Origin of the sequence: Arthrobacter sp. 18067, from assembly GCF_902706295.1 — a bacterium.
Classification (GTDB): domain Bacteria; phylum Actinomycetota; class Actinomycetes; order Actinomycetales; family Micrococcaceae; genus Arthrobacter.
Genome location: NZ_CACSJJ010000027.1, coordinates 32,698 through 51,632, shown reverse-complemented (window position 1 = coordinate 51,632; position 18,935 = coordinate 32,698). Strand labels below are relative to the sequence as shown.

The 18,935-nt window shown below is 63.8% G+C and carries 18 protein-coding genes; 13 read left to right on the top strand and 5 right to left on the bottom strand.

Annotation, left to right across the window (positions count from 1 at the left end; translation table 11 throughout):
* Window positions 1-82: 82 nt before the first annotated feature.
* From GVL04_RS21700 to GVL04_RS24560, 4 genes are all read left to right on the top strand, one after another.
* Window positions 83-1,252, top strand: a complete 1,170-nt coding sequence (locus GVL04_RS21700) for a Gfo/Idh/MocA family protein (RefSeq protein ID WP_026543316.1) — start codon at window positions 83-85, stop codon at window positions 1,250-1,252.
* The gene (locus GVL04_RS21695) at window positions 1,252-2,466 is read left to right on the top strand and encodes a dihydrodipicolinate synthase family protein (RefSeq protein ID WP_159708390.1); all 1,215 of its coding nucleotides are present in this window, start codon (window positions 1,252-1,254) and stop codon (window positions 2,464-2,466) included. The genes GVL04_RS21700 and GVL04_RS21695 overlap by 1 nt, the downstream gene beginning before the upstream one ends.
* Entirely contained in the window at window positions 2,463-3,305 is an 843-nt protein-coding gene (locus GVL04_RS21690) for a sugar phosphate isomerase/epimerase (RefSeq protein WP_159708388.1), read from the top strand. Before GVL04_RS21695 ends, GVL04_RS21690 begins: the two co-directional genes overlap by 4 nt.
* A 249-nt stretch (window positions 3,306-3,554) precedes the next feature.
* A complete protein-coding gene (locus tag GVL04_RS24560) occupies window positions 3,555-3,728 on the top strand; it encodes a hypothetical protein (protein ID WP_200846927.1) in 174 nt (57 codons plus the stop codon).
* 4 nt (window positions 3,729-3,732) lie between these two features.
* Here GVL04_RS24560 and GVL04_RS21685 read toward each other — a convergent pair whose 3' ends face one another.
* The 4 genes from GVL04_RS21685 to GVL04_RS21670 form a co-directional block, all read right to left on the bottom strand.
* Window positions 3,733-4,182 (bottom strand): group II truncated hemoglobin, encoded by a 450-nt coding sequence (locus tag GVL04_RS21685; protein WP_159708386.1) that lies wholly within the window; start codon window positions 4,180-4,182, stop codon window positions 3,733-3,735.
* Window positions 4,183-4,243: 61 nt separating this feature from the next.
* Window positions 4,244-4,453 carry a hypothetical protein gene (locus GVL04_RS21680; protein WP_159708384.1) on the bottom strand — a complete coding sequence of 70 codons (210 nt, stop codon included), beginning with the start codon at window positions 4,451-4,453 and terminating at the stop codon, window positions 4,244-4,246.
* Window positions 4,454-4,474: 21 nt separating this feature from the next.
* Complete coding sequence (locus GVL04_RS21675) at window positions 4,475-5,554, bottom strand: YihY/virulence factor BrkB family protein (protein ID WP_159708382.1); 1,080 nt, start codon at window positions 5,552-5,554, stop codon at window positions 4,475-4,477.
* A 439-nt stretch (window positions 5,555-5,993) separates the two neighbouring features.
* Window positions 5,994-7,199: an ROK family transcriptional regulator gene (locus GVL04_RS21670; RefSeq protein ID WP_235036392.1), complete on the bottom strand. Its 1,206-nt coding sequence runs from the start codon at window positions 7,197-7,199 to the stop codon at window positions 5,994-5,996.
* 142 nt (window positions 7,200-7,341) lie between these two features.
* Between GVL04_RS21670 and xylA the strand changes: the two genes are divergently transcribed.
* The 7 genes from xylA to GVL04_RS21635 all read left to right on the top strand — a co-directional run bounded on the left by xylA (window position 7,342) and on the right by GVL04_RS21635 (window position 16,159).
* Window positions 7,342-8,529 carry a xylose isomerase gene (gene xylA / locus GVL04_RS21665; RefSeq protein ID WP_159708380.1) on the top strand — a complete coding sequence of 396 codons (1,188 nt, stop codon included), beginning with the start codon at window positions 7,342-7,344 and terminating at the stop codon, window positions 8,527-8,529.
* Window positions 8,530-8,617: 88 nt separating this feature from the next.
* On the top strand, window positions 8,618-10,048 hold the full coding sequence (locus tag GVL04_RS21660) for a xylulokinase (protein WP_159708378.1): 1,431 nt from the start codon (window positions 8,618-8,620) through the stop codon (window positions 10,046-10,048).
* A gap of 69 nt (window positions 10,049-10,117) precedes the next feature.
* Window positions 10,118-11,101: a LacI family DNA-binding transcriptional regulator gene (locus tag GVL04_RS21655; RefSeq protein WP_159708420.1), complete on the top strand. Its 984-nt coding sequence runs from the start codon at window positions 10,118-10,120 to the stop codon at window positions 11,099-11,101.
* A 132-nt stretch (window positions 11,102-11,233) separates the two neighbouring features.
* Complete coding sequence (gene araB, locus GVL04_RS21650) at window positions 11,234-12,970, top strand: ribulokinase (RefSeq protein ID WP_159708376.1); 1,737 nt, start codon at window positions 11,234-11,236, stop codon at window positions 12,968-12,970.
* Entirely contained in the window at window positions 12,967-13,674 is a 708-nt protein-coding gene (locus GVL04_RS21645) for an L-ribulose-5-phosphate 4-epimerase (protein ID WP_159708374.1), read from the top strand. Before araB ends, GVL04_RS21645 begins: the two co-directional genes overlap by 4 nt.
* Window positions 13,675-13,733: 59 nt before the next feature.
* On the top strand, window positions 13,734-15,266 hold the full coding sequence (araA, locus tag GVL04_RS21640) for an L-arabinose isomerase (protein WP_159708418.1): 1,533 nt from the start codon (window positions 13,734-13,736) through the stop codon (window positions 15,264-15,266).
* Window positions 15,263-16,159, top strand: coding sequence for an aldose 1-epimerase family protein (locus tag GVL04_RS21635; protein ID WP_159708372.1), 897 nt, complete (start codon window positions 15,263-15,265; stop codon window positions 16,157-16,159). Before araA ends, GVL04_RS21635 begins: the two co-directional genes overlap by 4 nt.
* A gap of 59 nt (window positions 16,160-16,218) precedes the next feature.
* On the opposite strand, the gene GVL04_RS21630 is transcribed toward GVL04_RS21635, so the two are convergent.
* Complete coding sequence (locus tag GVL04_RS21630) at window positions 16,219-17,235, bottom strand: LacI family DNA-binding transcriptional regulator (protein ID WP_159708370.1); 1,017 nt, start codon at window positions 17,233-17,235, stop codon at window positions 16,219-16,221.
* A 126-nt stretch (window positions 17,236-17,361) separates the two neighbouring features.
* Here GVL04_RS21630 and GVL04_RS21625 point away from each other — a divergent pair, with 126 nt between their 5' ends.
* The gene (locus tag GVL04_RS21625) at window positions 17,362-17,769 is read left to right on the top strand and encodes an L-rhamnose mutarotase (RefSeq protein ID WP_159708368.1); all 408 of its coding nucleotides are present in this window, start codon (window positions 17,362-17,364) and stop codon (window positions 17,767-17,769) included.
* Window positions 17,766-18,932, top strand: a complete 1,167-nt coding sequence (gene rhaI / locus GVL04_RS21620; RefSeq protein ID WP_159708366.1) for an L-rhamnose isomerase — start codon at window positions 17,766-17,768, stop codon at window positions 18,930-18,932. Before GVL04_RS21625 ends, rhaI begins: the two co-directional genes overlap by 4 nt.
* Window positions 18,933-18,935 lie beyond the last annotated feature (3 nt).

Below are 18,935 nucleotides of genomic sequence, written 5' to 3'. Positions count from 1 at the left end.
GCAACGGGAATGCGCTTTCCCATATGAACCGTCAAACACCGGTATCCGCAGAGCGACCGGCACACAAGGCACTGGAGAAAACATGGGCTACGAAACAAAGACGATCCGCATCGCCATGAACGGCATCACTGGCCGTATGGGCTACCGCCAGCACCTGCTGCGGTCCATCCTGCCCATCCGCGACGCCGGCGGCTTCACCCTCGAAGACGGCACCAAGGTCCAGGTTGAGCCCATCCTCGTCGGCCGTAATGAAGCCAAGATCCGCGAGCTCGCCGAGCTCCACAAGGTCTCCGAATGGACCACCGATCTGGACGCAGTCATCGCCGATCCCACCGTGGACATCATTTTTGACGCTTCCATGACCAGCCTCCGCGCCGCCACGCTGAAGAAGGCCATGCGCGCCGGCAAGCACATCTTCACCGAGAAGCCCACGGCTGAGACCCTCGAAGAGGCAATCGAACTCGCACAGATCGGCAAGGAAGCCGGCGTCACCGCAGGCGTCGTGCACGACAAGCTGTACCTCCCCGGCCTGGTCAAGCTCCGCCGCCTGGTGGACGAAGGCTTCTTCGGCCGCATCCTCTCCATCCGTGGCGAATTCGGCTACTGGGTCTTCGAAGGCGATGTCCAGGCTGCACAGCGTCCGTCCTGGAACTACCGCAAGGAAGACGGCGGTGGAATGACCACGGACATGTTCTGCCACTGGAACTACGTCCTCGAAGGCATCATCGGCAAGGTCAAGAGCGTCAACGCCAAGACCGCAACGCACATCCCCGCACGTTGGGACGAGGCCGGCAAGGAATACAAGGCCACCGCAGACGACGCTTCCTACGGCATCTTCGAACTCGAAACCCCGGGCGGCGACGATGTGATCGGCCAGATCAACTCCTCCTGGGCCGTCCGCGTCTACCGCGACGAACTGGTTGAGTTCCAGATCGACGGCACCCACGGTTCCGCCGTCGCCGGCTTGAACAAGTGCGTTGCGCAGCAGCGCGCCCACACCCCCAAGCCCGTCTGGAACCCGGACCTGCCCGTCACCGAATCCTTCCGCAGCCAGTGGCAGGAAGTCCCCGCCAACGCTGAACTGGACAACGGCTTCAAGCTGCAGTGGGAAGAATTCCTGCGCGACGTCGTCGCCGGTCGCGAGCACCGCTTTGGCCTGCTCTCCGCCGCCCGCGGCGTGCAGCTGGCCGAGCTCGGCCTCCAGTCCTCGGCCGAGCGCCGCACCATCGACATCCCGGAGATCACCCTCTAATGACGTCACTCATTCTTCCCACCGACGACGGCGGTACCCGCGAGTACCGCCTTCAGCCCGCCACTGCGTGGGTCAAGCCGACAGCACCGCTGACCGCCCGCCGCGCTTACGCCGCTGCGCACGTCATCCCTGAGGTCGCCGCCGACAACACCCCCGGCGCCCCGGCGCAGCTCGACTGGGACGCCACCCTGGCGTACCGGCACGAGCTGTGGTCCTACGGTCTGGGCGTCGCCGATGCCATGGACACCGCACAGCGTGGCATGGGCCTTGACTGGGCAGCCACCCAGCAGCTCATCAAGCGCACGGGTGCCGAAGCTGCTTCCGTAGTGGCCGGCAGCAACGCGGCGACGGCAGGCAAATCCGTCCGCGACCTCGTATCCTGCGGCGCTGGCACCGATCAGTTGGACATCGCCACTCTTCCAGAGGGTGCGGCCGGCATCCAGGCCGTCATCGACGCCTACCGTGAGCAGATCGCCGTCGTCAGCGAAGCCGGCCCCAAGGTCATCCTCATGGCTTCCCGCGCGCTGGCCAAGGTTGCCAACGGCGCCGACGACTACCTGCACGTCTACTCGACGCTCCTGCAGGAAGTTGACCAGCCTGTCATCCTGCACTGGCTCGGCACCATGTTCGACCCCGCGCTGGCCGGCTATTGGGGTTCCGATGACGTCTCTGTCGCTACGGAAACGTTCCTCAGCCTCATCCGCGAGCACTCGGACAAGGTTGACGGCGTGAAGGTTTCGCTGTTGGACGCTTCCCACGAGGTCGCCCTCCGCGCCAACCTCCCGGAAGGCGTCCGCCTCTACACAGGCGACGACTTCAACTACCCGGAACTGATCGACGGCGACGACACCCACCACTCGGATGCCCTGCTCGGCATCTTCGCGGCGATCTACCCGGCCGCTTCGGTCGCGCTGCAGAAGTACGACGCCGGCCAAGGTGCTGAAGGGCGCGCCATCCTGGACTCCACCCGTGAGCTCGGAAAGCACATCTTCAGCGCTCCGACGTTCTACTACAAGACCGGCATCGCGTTCATGTCCTGGCTCAACGGCAAGCAGCCCGGTTTCCAGATGGTGGGTGGCCTGCACTCGGGACGCTCCGTCCTGCACCTGGCCAAGACCTTCGAGCTGGCTGACCAAGCCGGCCTGCTGAAGGACCCGTCGCTGGCAGCCTTCCGCATGTCTGACTTCCTGCGGATCAACGGGGTAGGCGCATGAGCCCGGATTTCTCGCGACTGTCGCTGAACAGCGCCACCACCAAGAAGTGGACACTGGCCGAGGCCGTAGATGGTTGCGCCCGTGCTGGTATCCCTGCAATCGGGCCCTGGCGTGACCGCGTTGCCGAAGCCGGCCTGGACAAGGCCGCCAAGCTGATCAAGGACGCCGGCCTTCGGGTTTCGTCCCTGTGCCGCGGTGGATTCCTCACGGCAGCCGACGCCGAGGGACAGGCCGCAGCGCTGGCCGACAACTTCGAGGCCGTCCGTGAAGCAGTAGCCCTGGACACGCAGGAACTGTTCCTGGTGGTCGGTGGACTCGCTCCCGGTGAGAAGGACGTCGTCGCTGCCCGCCAGCGCGTCGCCGACCGGCTCGAGGAACTGGTTCCGTTCGCTTCCGAGAACGGTGTGCGCCTGGTGCTGGAACCGCTGCACCCGATGTACGCCGCTGACCGCGCGCTCATCTCCACACTCGGCCAGGCACTCGATCTCGCCGCGCCGTACGACGCAAAGGCTGTTGGCGTCGCCGTCGACACCTTCCATGTCTGGTGGGATCCGGAACTGAAGGCCCAGATCGACCGCGCCGGTCGCGAAGAGCGCATTGCCTCATACCAGGTGTGCGACTTCAACCTGCCGATCGCTGCGGACGCGCTGCTCTCCCGCGGCATGATGGGCGACGGCGTCATCGACTTCGCCACCATCGGCACCTGGGTCAGGGACGCCGGATACAAGGGCGACATCGAGGTTGAGATCTTCAACCAGGAAATCTGGGACGCCGACGGCGACACGGTCCTGGAAACCATGAAGCAGCGCTACGCGGAGCTCGTCCTGCCGTTCGCCTAACAACGTGATCCTCCCGCGGATGCCCTAAGCTCCGCGGGAGGATCACTCCAAAACCAGCGGGTTCCTGCCAAGGTCACGGCAGGGGCCCGCTTTTTGGTGTTCTCCTTGTGTCGGCGATGAGCCGCGGTATGGGCATGTGAGGTAAGTGGTACACGGCCGAAACATTGCGTCGATGGGAGGAAACAATGCCCACTTACGCTGGTTTTACCTGGACAAAGACGTCCACGAAACCACTGAAGGGACACCACAATGATGCTCTTGAAGACACTGAACTTTTTCCTCGATGCGAGCGGCAGCCACAGCGGGCAGCCCGGGGATTCCGCCAGCGAACACGTGCCAGCCTTCGCCACTGAACGCCTGACCTCCAGCGCATGGGAGGGCTGGTGGGATGACGCCGATCAGGGCTTTCCGGCCGAAGCCTGAGCGCTCAATCCGGGACGAGTCCGCCCCAGGACCATTTGGGGATCAGCAACCCGGTCGGGACATCATCCGCTGAGCGCTCATAGCGGGCCATGGTGTTGGTGGTGGCCCAGGCAAAGTAATCGTGCAGGACTTTGCGGAGCGGATCATCCACCACCCCGACGTCTGTCAGCGCACGGTCAAAGCACTCGATCGCCCGGCGGTTCATCTCTTCGTGGGGACCGTTCCCGCTGTGCATCCTGACCACCGACGTCTCATCCCCGTAGGTGCCCGAGTACAGCGGTGGGCCGCCCAGGGCCTCGCTCCAATAGGCTGCCAGCCGATGGATGTGCTCGGGGTGAACACCATGACGGAATGCGTGCCCCACGACTTCGTCCTCAACCACCCGTACATGCCAGGCACTGGCTAACCCTACGAAGAATTCAGTGCCACCGGCCGCCTCATACACCGTGTCCATGAGGACACGATTGCAGGAGTGCGGCCGGACTGGAAGTGGAAGCGTAAGGAACGGTCCGAATTCAGGAGGCTCGCGCAGCGAGCTGCACCCTGGTCTTCGGCAGGCCGATGAAGGTCACCGATCCGCCGTCGGGACCTTTCAGTTCCAGCCTGATGTTTCGCGAACCCTCTTGTGGTTCCACTGAGTTGACCCGAAAGACCTCACCGCGGATCCGGACGCTGTCGCCATTCCTGATGGCTTTGAGCTTCTTGTCTTGCGTTTCAGTGCCCATGGGCGGGGATCTCCACTTCGGCTACTTGTTTTTCGTCGGCTCGTCGCCGTGCGTTTCACGGATTTCTTCGCCGTCCCGAATGACTTCGTCTTCCTTCTCCTGCATCTTGTCGCTCTTCTTGGTGTCACGGGGTGGCAGCTGGATGGTCTCTTCGGCTTCAATGCCTCCCTGGAGCTGGCGGCCACGTTCCATTTCGGCGTCGAACTCCGCGCCGAACAGCAAAGACATGTTGAGGATCCAGAGCCACAGCAGCATGATGATCACACCGGCGAGGGCCCCGTAGGTCTTGTTGTAGTTGCTGAAGTTCGCAACGTAAAACCCGAATCCCAGCGATGCCAGGGCGAAAATCACCAGGGCGATCAACGAACCCATGCTCATCCAGCGGAACTTGGGCTGCTTGACGTTGGGAGTGAAGTAGTAGAGCACAGCGATGATTGCCACCACGACGACAATGAGGACCGGCCACTTGGCGATGTTCCAGACAGTCAGGAACGTCTCCGACAGGCCGATGGCGCCGCCAATGGCTTCTGCCACGGGACCGCTCAAGACCAGCATGGCAGCTGCGAGCGCGGCACCGACGACGGCGACGACTGTCACAGCGAGCATCGTGCCACGCAGCTTGATGAAGCCGCGTCCTTCGTCCACTTCATAGACGCGGTTCATGGCGCGGCTGAATGCGGTGACATAGCCGGAGGCTGACCACAGCGCCACCACGATGCCGAAGACCAGCGCAAAGCCGGCCGCATTGGATTGGGTCAGTTCCTCGATGGGCTGCCGCAGCGTGTCAACGCCCGGGCCCGGCGCGAACTGCTGAGCCATATCCAGGAGGGCCGACGTAGTCTTCCCCGCGTCACCGAAGATTCCCAGCAGCGAAACCAACGCCAGGAGTGCCGGGAAGAGGGCAAGGACGGCGTAGTAGGTGAGGCCGGCCGCCGCGTCCGGACATTGATCCTTGATGAATTCGCGCAGCGTCCGCTTGGCGATGTACATCCAGGTGGGCTTCGCGAGGTCGTTGGGGCTGTCAGGCTTACGCGAATCTTCCGGGGACGGAGCGGTCTGCGCTTTGGCCGTGCTGGTCTGGGCTGAGTCTTGTGTAGTCATGGGGCACTCGTTCGTGGGGGATGGTTTGCGCGAACAACCGACCCATCAATAGTAAGCATACTGATGAATTAATCGGAAGACCCACGCCGGTTTATCGCCTGCGACCCCGGAACACTATCGCGGAACCCACCCATCCGGCGAAACCGAGGCCAAGGCACCACGCGGCAGCGAGCCACCCGGAAGGTCCGGCATCGCCGCCCAGCAGGAAAGCCCGCAAAGCCTCAGTGACCGGCGTAAACGGCTGATGCTCAGCGAAACCCTGCAATCAGGACGGCATGGTTTCCGGCCGCACGAAGGCCCACAGCTGCGAGCGCGCTCCCCCAAGCGAGAGATGAACTCGGGTTCGCCTTGGAGCGGTACTTGGATGGCATGGAGGCGCTGATGGTGCGCCGGGCTTCCAGCGCCGGCCGCGGCTGGGCACTGGCACTGGCACTGGGCACTACGCCAGTTTGCTCGCCAACAGGAACTCAAAAGGCGACTCAATGACGGAACGAATCACTTGGCCGGCAGCGCCGAGGAGCGTGCCCGAATGCTCGAGGCCTGACACTGTCAGATTGCCCGGCTCCAACAGCCCCGGCGCGTAGCGCTCCAAGCTTGCCAGCAACGCCGGCCTGAGCCACTCCGCCAGTAACGCGAAATGCCCACCGAGGACTACGGCTTCAATATCCATCAACCTCGCAGAAGAGGCGAGCGCGACGCCCAAGTACCGTCCGGCGTCGTGAACTGCCTTGGTGGCCCGCGGATCCTGCGCGGCCAAGGCAGCAAGCAGTAGTTCCGTGCGCCCGCCCAGCGAACCTTCCGGGATTCCGGCCGCCTTGAAAATGGCTTCCTGGCCGGCAAAAGTTTCCAGGCACCCGGCCCCGCCGCAGGAACAGGCCGGGCCCTCGGGGTGCACCACGATGTGGCCCAGTTCGCCAGCCGAGCCTCCGGGTCCGGTGTAAAGCTCGGAGCCGATGATGACCCCACCACCAACGCCTACTTCGCCCGAGACGTAGAGGAAGTCCGGCCGCCCACCTCCGTACCAAAGCTCACCCAGGGCTGCACTGTTGGCCTCATTGGACAGGCGGACACCAAGCGGAGCGCCTTCCAGCAGTGTCCGCGGATGAAGTTGAACATTCTCCCAATGGAGGTTCGGCGCGGAGAGCACCATGTTGTGCTGCCCGTCCACCAGTCCCGGGACCGCCAGTCCGCCACCCATGATGGCGATTTTTTCTGCCGACGCAGCGGCCTTGGCCTCTGCCGCCAAGCCCCCCAGGCGTTCCATGACCTTTTCAGCAGCCAACCCTCGGTTTCGAGACTCCACCGACGCATGGAACCGAAGGTTGCCACCGAGGTCCACCAGCCCCACAGCCAGGTAGTCGACATTGATTTCCATGCCGATGACGCCGCGGCGTGAGCTGAGTTCCAGCCCTTGGCCGGGCCGTCCGCGTTCCCCGTCACGATAAAGGCCCACTTCCGAAACCAGCCCCGAATCTACGAGGTCGGCCACGAGGCTGGACACTGCTGCCTTGGTCAGTCCCGTACCGGCGGCAAGCTGGGCGCGGCTGGGCTTGGCATCGCCGGTCCGGGCAATGGAGTCCAGGACCAGCGAAAGATTTCGACGTCGGACGTCGCCGACGCGGCCTGGCGCGGTTGACTCGTTCACTGGTGTGGGACTCCCTGCGGATTTGAAAAATTGTTGCTGGCTTCCATTGACCATGATCCATCATCCCCCATATAGTTCAGATTGAAAACTAAATGGAGGGCTTTTCTTCCACACCCTCCCCACTGCTTTGCAAAGGAGCAAAATGACACCGCAGCCCACCCCGCAGGACCGCTTCACCTTTGGTCTCTGGACGGTCGGATGGACCGGCGCCGACCCCTTTGGCGTAGCGACACGCCCGGCCCTGGACCCTGTCGAGGCCGTGCACAAGCTCAGTGAACTGGGCGCCTACGGCATCACGTTCCATGACAATGACCTGATCCCGTTCGATGCCACAGCATCCGAGCGCGACCTCATCCTCAAGAACTTCAAGGCAGCATTGGCTGAGACCGGCCTGAAGACCCCGATGGTCACCACCAACCTGTTCAGCCACCCGGTGTTCAAGGACGGCGGATTCACGTCAAACGACCGCTCCATCCGCCGCTTCGCCCTGAGCAAGATCCTTCGAAACATTGACCTCGCCGCAGAGCTTGGCGCAGAAACCTTCGTCATGTGGGGCGGCCGTGAAGGCAGCGAATACGACGGTTCCAAGGATCTGTCGGCCGCACTGGACCGTATGAAAGAAGGCGTGGACACCGCCGCCGGTTACATCAAGGAAAAGGGTTACGACCTTCGGATCGCCCTCGAACCCAAGCCGAACGAACCCCGTGGAGACATCTTCCTCCCCACCGTCGGCCACGGCCTGGCGTTCATCGCCCAGCTGGAACACGGCGACATTGTGGGCCTCAACCCGGAAACCGGCCACGAGCAGATGGCCGGGCTGAACTTCACCCACGGCATCGCACAGGCGCTGTGGGCAGGCAAGCTCTTCCACATCGACCTCAACGGCCAGCGCGGCATTAAGTACGACCAGGACCTGGTCTTCGGCCACGGCGACCTCACCAGCGCCTTCTTCACGGTGGACCTGCTGGAGAACGGCTTCCCCAACGGCGGACCCACGTACGACGGCCCCCGCCACTTCGACTACAAGCCCTCCCGCACCGACGGCTACGACGGCGTATGGGAATCAGCCAAGTCCAACATGTCCATGTACCTGCTGCTGAAGGAACGCGCCCTTGCCTTCCGGGCGGACCCGGAAGTCCAGGAAGCCCTCGCCACGTCGGGTGTCTTCGAACTGGGTGAGTCCACCCTGAACGCCGGCGAGACCACTGCGGACCTGCTGGCTGACGCCAGCGCGTTCGAAACGTTCGACGCCGATAAGGCCGCCGAGCGTTCATTCGCCTTCGTCCGCCTCAACCAGCTGGCCATCGAGCACCTGCTCGGCTCCCGCTAAGTCACTCCCACCCATCACAGTCCCGTCGCCGGGCTCCGCGAGGTTCTCCTTGCCGGGCCCGGCCACGGTTCGCCAAAGGAACAAACGCATGCCTCTCGTAGCCGGGATCGACAGCTCCACCCAGTCGTGCAAAGTGGTTATCCGGGACTCAGTCACCGGCGCCCTGGTACGTCAAGGCCGGGCACCCCACCCTGAGGGTACGGAAGTACACCCTGATCACTGGTGGACGGCCCTCCAGGAAGCGATCCACAAGGCAGGCGGGCTGGACGACGTCGAGGCCGTTTCCATTGGTGGCCAGCAACACGGGATGGTGTGCCTCGACAAATCCGGCGATGTAGTGCGCCCAGCCCTGCTCTGGAACGACACACGCTCCGCGCCCGACGCTGAGGAATTGATTCTTGAAGCCGGTGACGGCGATGCCCTCGCCGGCGCCGCTTTCTGGGCTTTCAGCACCGGAACCGTACCGGTGGCATCGTTGACTGCCACCAAGCTCCGATGGCTGGCTCGGATCGAACCGGAGAACGCCCGACGCACGGCTGCGGTTTGCCTGCCGCACGATTGGCTTTCCTGGCGGCTTGCCGGCCAAGGTCCTGGCAGCGGCCCCGAATCCTTGGAGCTCCTCCGCACCGACAGGTCCGATGCATCAGGCACGGGCTATTTCTCGGCCAGCACCGGCCAGTACTTACCCGAGGTCTTGGAACGTACGCTGGGCCACGTCCCTGTGTTGCCAACCGTCGTCGGCCCCTTGGAAGCTGCCGGCAAAACGCCGGGCGGTGCCCTCATCGGCCCCGGTGCGGGTGACAACGCCGCAGCGGGCCTGGGCGTCAGCGCCGCCGTCGGGGATGTCGTCATTTCCATTGGAACGTCCGGGACCGTGTTTGCGGTATCAGGCGTGCCGGCACAGGATGCCAGCGGGCTGGTCGCAGGCTTTGCGGATGCAACTGGTCATTACCTTCCACTGGCGTGCACACTCAACGCGACACGGATCTTTGATGCTACGGCCGCGTTGCTGGGAGTGGACTTGAAGGAACTGGGCGCCCTTGCGTTATCCGCGCCCGAAGGAGCGGAGGGGCTGACCCTGGTCCCGTATTTCGAGGGCGAACGGACACCTAACCTGCCTGACGCTACGGGTTCGCTCCACGGCATCACAGTCTCCAACTACACGCCGGCCAATCTGGCGCGGGCAGCAGTGGAGGGTGTGCTGTGTTCACTGGCGGACGGCCTCGCCGCGCTGCAAGCCCAAGGTGTAGCCGCTCAGCGGATCATCCTGGTGGGTGGAGGCGCGCAATCGGAGGCTGTCCAGCTGGTTGCTGCTTCGACCTTTGGATTACCGGTGTTCGTACCCCACCCCGGGGAATATGTTGCCGACGGCGCTGCACGTCAGGCCGCCGGCGTGCTGACAGGCCAGTTGCCTGAGTGGTCACTGGAAGGCGTGGACGTGACGCCCGGGGACGTCGCTGGGCCCGCACCCTTCCTGACGAGATACCGCCAGTACGCCGCCAAGGTGGCTATGGGCTGATCATCGCCGCGGGTGCTCTATCGTGACAGGGTGAGCTCTGATCAATCTGCACCAGCCCGGCCTCCTGTCATGGAGGACGTCGCCCGCGTGGCGGGGGTCTCCCACCAGACTGTTTCCCGGGTCCTGAACAACCACCCCAACGTGAGTTCCAAGACCCGCGAGCGTGTGGAACAGGCCATCACCGAGCTGGGCTATCGACGGAACACCGCGGCACGCAGCCTGGTGACCCGACGCTCCCAAACCATTGGAGTACTCGGCAGCGAAATGGCGCAGTATGGGCCGTCCCACACCCTCCTGGGCGTTCAACAGGCGGCACGGGATGCGGGCTATTTTGTCAGCGTGGCCGGCCTGCGGGAAGTCACGCCGGAGACTATCAAGGACGCCATCGCGCACTTCATGGATCAGGGCGTGGACGGCATCGTCGTGACCGTGCCCCACCCCGGAACATTTGATGTTCTCCGTGACATCACCGCTCACGTGCCCTTGGTAGCCGTCGGCTCTCTTGGCGATGAATACCTCAGCGGCGCCACCGTGGACCAACGGGAGGGCGCCAGGCTCGCTGTCCAACACCTCCTGAGTCTCGGCCACCAGCGGATCGGCCACCTGTCCGGGCCGTCGGATTGGATCGACGCTGCTGCCCGCATAGACGGCTGGCAGGAGGCGTTGACTAAGGCGGGGCTTGAACCGGCCACCCTGATCGAGGGCGATTGGAGTGCCGAATGCGGCTACCGCGAAGGCCTGAAAATTGCGGCGGACCGTTCCGTGACAGCCCTGTTCGTCGCCAATGACCAGATGGCCCTAGGCGTCCTGCGCGCATTCAACGAGACAGGCGTGCAGGTACCGGCAGACGTCAGCGTTGTGGGCTTTGATGACCAGCCGGAGTCGGCCTACTTCATTCCTCCGCTGACTACGGTGGCGCAGGACTTTGAGGAGCTCGGTCAACGCTGTATCGGCCTGCTTCTGGATCGCTTGGAAAACGGCACCCCCGTCTCAGCTGCCACCGTCACGCCACGCTTGGTCATCCGCTCCACCACGGCACCCGTCTCAGGCTGACCCAAAACAGTCCCACGGCACGGCCTCGCTCTTGACATCAAAGTTGTGAGCGCTAACAATTGCATCAGACCTTCTTCACTTTTCCACCCCGACCCCCGGCAATGAGGCCCTGGCCAGCCGGATGGAGACCCCATGAATACCTCTAAGAACCTCCCGCTCGACGAGCAGTTCGTCATCGGCGTGGACTATGGCACTTTGTCCGGGCGCGCCGTCGTCGTGCGCGTTTCGGATGGTGCCGAACTCGGCAGCGGGGTGTTCGACTATCCCCACGCAGTCGTGACGGAAAAGCTCCCCGGCACCGGCCAACGGCTGCCGGCCGATTGGGCGCTCCAGGTCCCCAACGACTACCGCGACGTTCTGCGAAACGCTGTACCGGCCGCCGTCGTGGATGCCGGCATCAACCCGGAGAACGTGGTGGGCATCGCCACCGACTTCACCGCGTGCACCATGGTTCCGACGACGGCGGACGGCACGCCGCTGAACGAACTGGAACGCTTCGTGGACCGGCCGCACGCCTTCGTGAAGCTCTGGCGTCACCACGCCGCGCAGCCGCAAGCCGACCGCATCAACCAGCTCGCCGAGGAACGTGGCGAATCCTGGCTCCCACGCTACGGTGGCCTGATTTCCTCGGAATGGGAGTTCGCCAAGGGCTTGCAGCTCCTCGAAGAAGACCCTGAAGTTTACGGCGCGATGGACCACTGGGTTGAGGCAGCCGACTGGATCGTCTGGCAGCTCTGCGGCAGTTATGTCCGCAACGCCTGCACCGCTGGCTATAAAGGCATTTACCAGGACGGGAAGTACCCTTCTGAGGACTTCCTGGCAGCATTGAACCCCGATTTCAAGGGTTTTGTATCCGAAAAGCTGGAACACGCGATCGGCCGCTTGGGCGATGCCGCGGGCTACCTCACCGAAGAAGCCGCAGCCTGGACCGGCCTCCCCGCTGGGATCGCCGTTGCAGTAGGCAACGTGGATGCCCACGTCAGCGCACCGGCCGCGAACGCCGTGGAACCCGGACAGCTCGTCGCGATCATGGGCACCTCCACCTGCCACGTCATGAACGGCGACGTTCTGCGCGAAGTCCCCGGCATGTGCGGGGTCGTCGACGGCGGAATCGTGGACGGACTCTGGGGTTACGAAGCCGGCCAGTCCGGAGTCGGCGACATCTTCGGCTGGTTCACCAAGAACGGCGTCCCTCCCGAATACCACCAGGCCGCAGCAGAAAAGGGCCTGGGAATCCACGAATACCTCACCGAACTCGCCGAGAAGCAAGCCATCGGTGAGCACGGCTTGATCGCGTTGGACTGGCACTCAGGCAACCGCTCGGTGCTGGTTGACCACGAACTCTCCGGCGTAGTGGTCGGCCAGACCCTGGCCACCAAGCCCGAGGACAGCTACCGGGCGTTACTGGAAGCCACGGCGTTCGGCACGCGCACCATCGTGGACGCCTTCCGCGATTCCGGAGTTCCGGTCAAGGAGTTCATCGTGGCCGGAGGATTGCTGAAGAACAAGTTCCTCATGCAGGTCTATGCCGACATCACGGGCCTGCAGCTCTCCACGATCGGATCCGAACAGGGCCCGGCGCTTGGCTCGGCGATCCACGCAGCAGTGGCAGCCGGGAAGTACAAAGACATCCGGGAAGCCGCCGCGTCCATGGCAGCCGCTCCCGGCGCGGTCTACACCCCGATCCCGGAAAACGTTGCCGCCTACGAGGTCCTCTTCCAGGAATACCGCACCTTGCACGACTACTTCGGCCGCGGCACGAACAACGTTATGCACCGCCTCAAAGCCATTCAACGCGCCGCGATCCACGGCTCAGGACAACAGGGGTCGGCGAAGCAGGCCAACACCCTCGAAGGAGTCTCCGCATGAGCACCCTCCTGGAAACCATCGCGAGGGTCCGCCAGGAAGTCTGCGAACTGCATGCCGAACTGACCCGCTACGAACTGGTGGTCTGGACTGCCGGCAACGTCTCGGGCCGCATCCCCGGTCACGATCTCATGGTCATCAAGCCCTCGGGTGTTTCCTATGGCGACCTGACTCCGGAGCTCATGGTGGTCACTGACCTTTATGGCACACCTGTGCGGGGAATGAACACCGGAAGCGCCGGCACCGTGGATTGGGGCAACCCGGACCTCTCACCATCCTCGGACACCGCCGCCCATGCCTACGTCTACCGGCACATGCCCGAGGTAGGCGGCGTGGTGCACACGCACTCCACCTACGCCACTGCCTGGGCTGCACGCGGCGAGGAAATCCCCTGCGTGCTGACCATGATGGGCGACGAATTCGGCGGACCCATTCCGATCGGACCGTTCGCGTTGATCGGGGACGACTCGATTGGCCAGGGAATCGTGGAGACACTGGCGAACTCCAACTCCCCCGCGGTGCTCATGCAGAACCACGGCCCGTTCACCATCGGCAAGTCCCCCCGCGAAGCCGTCAAGGCAGCCGTGATGTGCGAGGAAGTGGCCAGGACAGTCCACATCTCCCGCCAACTCGGCGATCCACTGCCCATCGATCAAGCCAAGATCGAGTCGCTTTACGACCGATACCAGAACGTCTACGGGCGCTAACGCGCCGCCGCCTTCAGCGCCGTTGCCACCACCCCGGACCACACCCAGGAGCCATGAAAATGCCCAGCGCCACCACTCCCGCCAACAACACTTCCTTGGACCAGTACGAGGTCTGGTTCCTCACCGGCAGCCAGCACCTGTACGGCGAGGACGTCCTCAAGCAGGTCGCAGCGCAGTCGCAGGAGATTGCGAACGCCCTGAACGCCAGCAGCGACGTCCCGGTCAAGCTCGTGTGGAAGCCGGTCCTCACCGATTCCGACGCCATCCGCCGCACCGCGCTGGAAGCCAACGCCGATGACTCCGTGATCGGCGTGACCGCCTGGATGCACACCTTCAGCCCCGCCAAGATGTGGATCCAAGGCCTGGACCTGCTCCGCAAACCGCTGCTGCACCTGCACACCCAGGCCAACCGCGACCTTCCCTGGGCTGACATCGACTTCGACTTCATGAACCTCAACCAGGCAGCCCACGGCGACCGCGAATTCGGGTACATCCAGTCGCGCCTCGGCGTGCCGCGGAAGACCGTCGTCGGGCATGTCAGCAATCCCGAGGTCGCCCGCCAAGTGGGTGCCTGGCAGCGCGCCTCGGCCGGTTGGGCCGCCGTCCGCACACTGAAACTGACCCGCTTCGGCGACAACATGCGCAACGTTGCCGTCACCGAAGGCGACAAAACAGAAGCCGAGCTGCGCTTCGGTGTCTCGGTGAACACCTGGTCCGTCAACGAACTCGCCGAGGCCGTCCACACCGCCAACGAGTCCGACGTCGACGCCCTGGTTGCCGAATACGAACGCCTCTACGAGGTGGCCGACGAACTGAAAGCAGGCGGTGCCCGCCACGAATCATTGCGGTACAGCGCCAAGATCGAACTGGGACTGCGCAGCTTCCTGGAAGCCAATGGTTCCGCAGCCTTCACCACCTCCTTCGAGGACCTCGGCGAACTGCGTCAGCTGCCGGGCATGGCCGTCCAGCGCCTCATGGCCGACGGCTACGGCTTCGGCGCGGAAGGTGACTGGAAGACCGCCATCCTGGTCCGTGCCGCCAAAGTCATGGGCGGGAACCTGCCCGGCGGCGCCTCGCTCATGGAGGACTACACCTACCACCTGGAACCAGGCAGCGAGAAGATCCTGGGCGCGCACATGCTGGAGGTCTGCCCGTCGCTCACGGCCAGGAAGCCGCGCGTCGAAATCCACCCGCTGGGCATTGGCGGCAAGGAAGACCCCGTCCGCATGGTCTTCGACACGGACGCCGGCCCCGGCATCGTCGTCGCGCTGTCCGATATGCGCGATCGGTTCCGCCTGGTCGCGAACGTGGTGGACGTCGTCGACCTCGACCAGCCGCTCCCCAACCTGCCCGTGGCACGCGCGCTCTGGGAACCCAAGCCCAACTTCGCCACCTCCGCCGCCGCGTGGCTCACCGCCGGCGCCGCGCACCACACGGTATTGTCCACGCAGGTGGGTCTGGACGTGTTCGAGGACTTCGCCGACATCGCCAAAACCGAACTTCTCACCATCGATGAGGACACCACCATCAAACAGTTCAAGAAGGAACTCAACTGGAACGCCGCGTACTACAAGCTGGCCGGCGGCCTGTGAGCACTGAATACACACTGAGCGCGGACGGTTACACAGCCGTTGTGACCGCCCACGCCGCCGCCTTGCGCGTCCTGCAGTTCGACGGCCGGGACCTGGTTGTCCCTTTCACGGCCGGCGGTCCCATCCCGGATTACCGTGGCATCATCGCCGCCCCGTGGCCCAACAGGATTGCTGACGGCAAGTACAGCTTCGACGGCGCTGCGCACGAATTGCCGATCAACGAACCTGAGCGGGCAACGGCGTTGCACGGGCTCGCTTTCCCGCTCGACTGGGCCTGGAAAGAGTCCGACGCCGGCTCCCTCACCTTGACGTGCACGGTTGGGCCTACAGCGGGGTACCCGTTCGTGGTGGAGCTTTCGGCCCACTACACCTTGGATGATGCCGGCCTGCACACGTCCGTCACAGCCCGGAACGCGGCCGACGTCGCTGCCCCCTACGGCGTGTGCCCGCACCCGTATCTCGTGGCGGGCTCGTCGCCCCTGGATGAGTGGGTCCTTGAGTTTTCCGCGGATTCGTTCCTGGAGGTCACCCCGGACAGGTTGCTGCCTGTCGGCACTGTGCGGGTGGACGGCTACGCTTTCGACTTCCGCTCAGCGCGGGCCATCGGCAGCACCGAAATCGACCACGCCTTTACGGACATAGCGTTCGACGGCGGGCTGGCGCGGCTTTCCGTGCGGGACCCGGCGGGCACCGGCGTCGGAATGTCATGGGACGAAAGCTGCCCGTGGCTTCAGATCCATACGGCTGACAAACCTGCACCGGTTCCGGGACGGCTTGGCTTGGCCGTGGAGCCCATGACGTGCCCGCCCGATGCCTTCAACAGCGGAACAGACCTGATCCGGCTGGAGCCCGGCGCCCAGCACACGGCGTCGTGGAGCATCTACGCCCTGTAATACCCAACTAAGTCGCATTTAAGCGCGTTTTGAGCGGTCAAAACGCGCTTAACTGCGACTCAGTTGGGTGAGCCGGCCGTGCTTTGCCGCACCACCAGCTCGGGGGTGAAGACCACAGCCCGGTGCTTGGTTCCTCCGTTGTCCTGTTCCTCCGCGAGCAACTCGATGGCTGTCCGCCCGAGGGCCTCGGTGGGCTGCCGGATGGAAGACAGGGGCACCACCGCGGAGATGGCGAAATCGATGTCGTCGTAACCAATAAGCGCGATGTCCTCGGGAATCCGGACGGTGCGCAGCATGGTGAGGGACTGCATGACACCGAGGGCCAGGAGGTCGTTGGAGCAGAACACAGCTTCAGGCCGCTCTTCCGGGGAGCGTTCCACCAAGCCGTTGCCCACTTGCCGGCCCGCCAGGACCGTCTGCCCGGCCGAGTCAAGGATCTCAACACTCGCCCCTGACACCTCGGCCACGGCACGCTGCGCGCCCTTGAGTCGGCTGGCCACTTGGCGGATGGACGGCGTGCCAACAAACGCCAGACGACGGCGGCCCGTGTCCAGCAGGTGCTTGGCGGCCAAATACCCGCCTTCCTGGTCATCCACGGATACAGAGCTGCAGCGCTCGGTGTCTGCGAGTTCATCCACCAGGACCGTGGGGACGCCGCGTTCACGAAGGGTATCGATCCGCGCACCCACATCACCCACCGGCGAGATAAGCAGGCCTTGGACCCGTTGCTCCTGGAACAGGTCCATGTAATGCGCTTCGCGGGAAGCGTCCTGGCCACTGTCCCCTACCAACACGACGCTTCCAAGGGCAGTGGCAGCATCCTCGGCAGCACGCGCCACTGAGGAGAAGAAGGGGTTTCCGACGTCCAGCACGATCAGCCCAATGGTCCTGCTTTGGCCGGCGCGAAGCTGGCGGGCGGCGTCGTTGCGCACGAAGCCGAGTTCAGCAATGGATTTCAGGACGCGTTCCTTGGTCCTCTGCGAAACCCGATCCGGATAGTTCAGCACGTTGGAAACAGTTCCCACTGCTACTTGGGCGTGGGTGGCAACGTCTTTGATGCTGGCTGTCTGGGACATGCTTTCCGATCTCCGCTGGCTGACGTCAATGTGTTGGAAACGCCTTGACACCCTCCCGTTTACGAGGGTAATTTGAATCGTAACAAATGAAACGATTCAAAGACGAGTAACCCTGGAGATCCGCACATGAGGGTTTGTTTCCGCTCTTCAGTCCAGCCGGAACTGATGGCCGAGTACAAGCAGCGCCACGCCGCCGTATGGCCGGAGATGCTGTCCGCACTGAAGAACGCCGGGTGGAACAACTATTCCCTGTTCCTCGCTCCCGACGGCCAATTGATCGGTTACCTGGAGTGCGAAGACTACGAGGCAGCCCAGGCCCGCATGGCAGTGACGGAGGTCAACGCCCGCTGGCAGGCCGAAATGGCCACCCTCTTCGCGAACAGCGACGTCCCTCCAGACCAAGGCTTTGAGATCGTCGAGGAAGTTTTCAACCTTGAAGACCAGCTTGCGGCTGCAGGCGTCGTCACAGATGCCACCAGCGCCACACACATAGACAAAGACTCCGCCCACGAATACCAAAAGGAACAAGCATGAACACCACAGAATCGGCCCTGGGCCGTCTAGGAGAACTGGCCATTGAAGTGCCGTCCTGGGCCTACGGAAATTCCGGGACCCGGTTCAAGGTCTTCGGCACTCCGGGTACTCCGCGCACCGTCCAGGAAAAGATCGCCGACGCCGCCAAGGTCCACGAGCTCACGGGGCTGGCCCCCACCGTGGCCCTGCACATTCCGTGGGACAAGGTGGATGACTACGCCGCCCTCCGCGAATACGCTGCGGGCCTGGGTGTTGGGCTGGGGACCATCAACTCCAACACCTTCCAGGATGACGAGTACAAGTTCGGTTCCCTGACCTCCTCCAACGAGTCCGTGCGCCGCCGCGCCATCGATCACCACCTCGAGTGCATAGAGATCATGCATGCCACAGGTTCCAAGGATCTGAAGATCTGGCTGGCTGACGGCACCAACTACCCGGGCCAGGACGATATCCGCAGCCGTCAGGACCGTCTGGCGGAGTCCCTTCAGGAGATCTACGCGGGCCTCGGCGACGAGCAGCGCCTGGTCCTGGAGTACAAGTTCTTCGAGCCGGCTTTCTATCACACCGATGTTCCGGACTGGGGTACTTCCTACGCCCAGACCCTTGCCCTCGGTGAGAAGGCTTTCGTTTGCCTGGACACCGGCCACCATGCACCGGGTACCAACATCGAGTTCATCGTGATGCAGCTCCTGCGCCTCGGCAAGCTGGGTTCCTTCGACTTCAACTCCCGCTTCTACGCCGATGATGACCTCATTGTCGGCGCAGCTGATCCGTTCCAGCTGTTCCGCATCATGCACGAGGTCATCCGCGGCGGCGGTTTCGGCAAGGACTCAGGCGTCGCGCTGATGCTGGACCAGTGCCACAACCTCGAAGAGAAGATCCCGGGCCAGATCCGCTCGGTCCTCAACGTCCAGGAAATGACCGCCCGCGCCCTGCTCATAGACACCGCGGCACTCTCCGAAGCCCAGCGTGCCGGCGATGTCCTGGCCGCCAACGGCATCTTCAACGATGCCTTCTACACCGATGTCCGCCCGGTCCTGGCCGAGTGGCGCGAATCCCGCGGCCTGCCCGCCGATCCGATGGCCGCCTATAAGGCCAGCGGTTACCAGAAGAAGATCAACGAGGACCGCGCAGGCGGCCAGCAAGCCGGATGGGGCGCGTAAGCA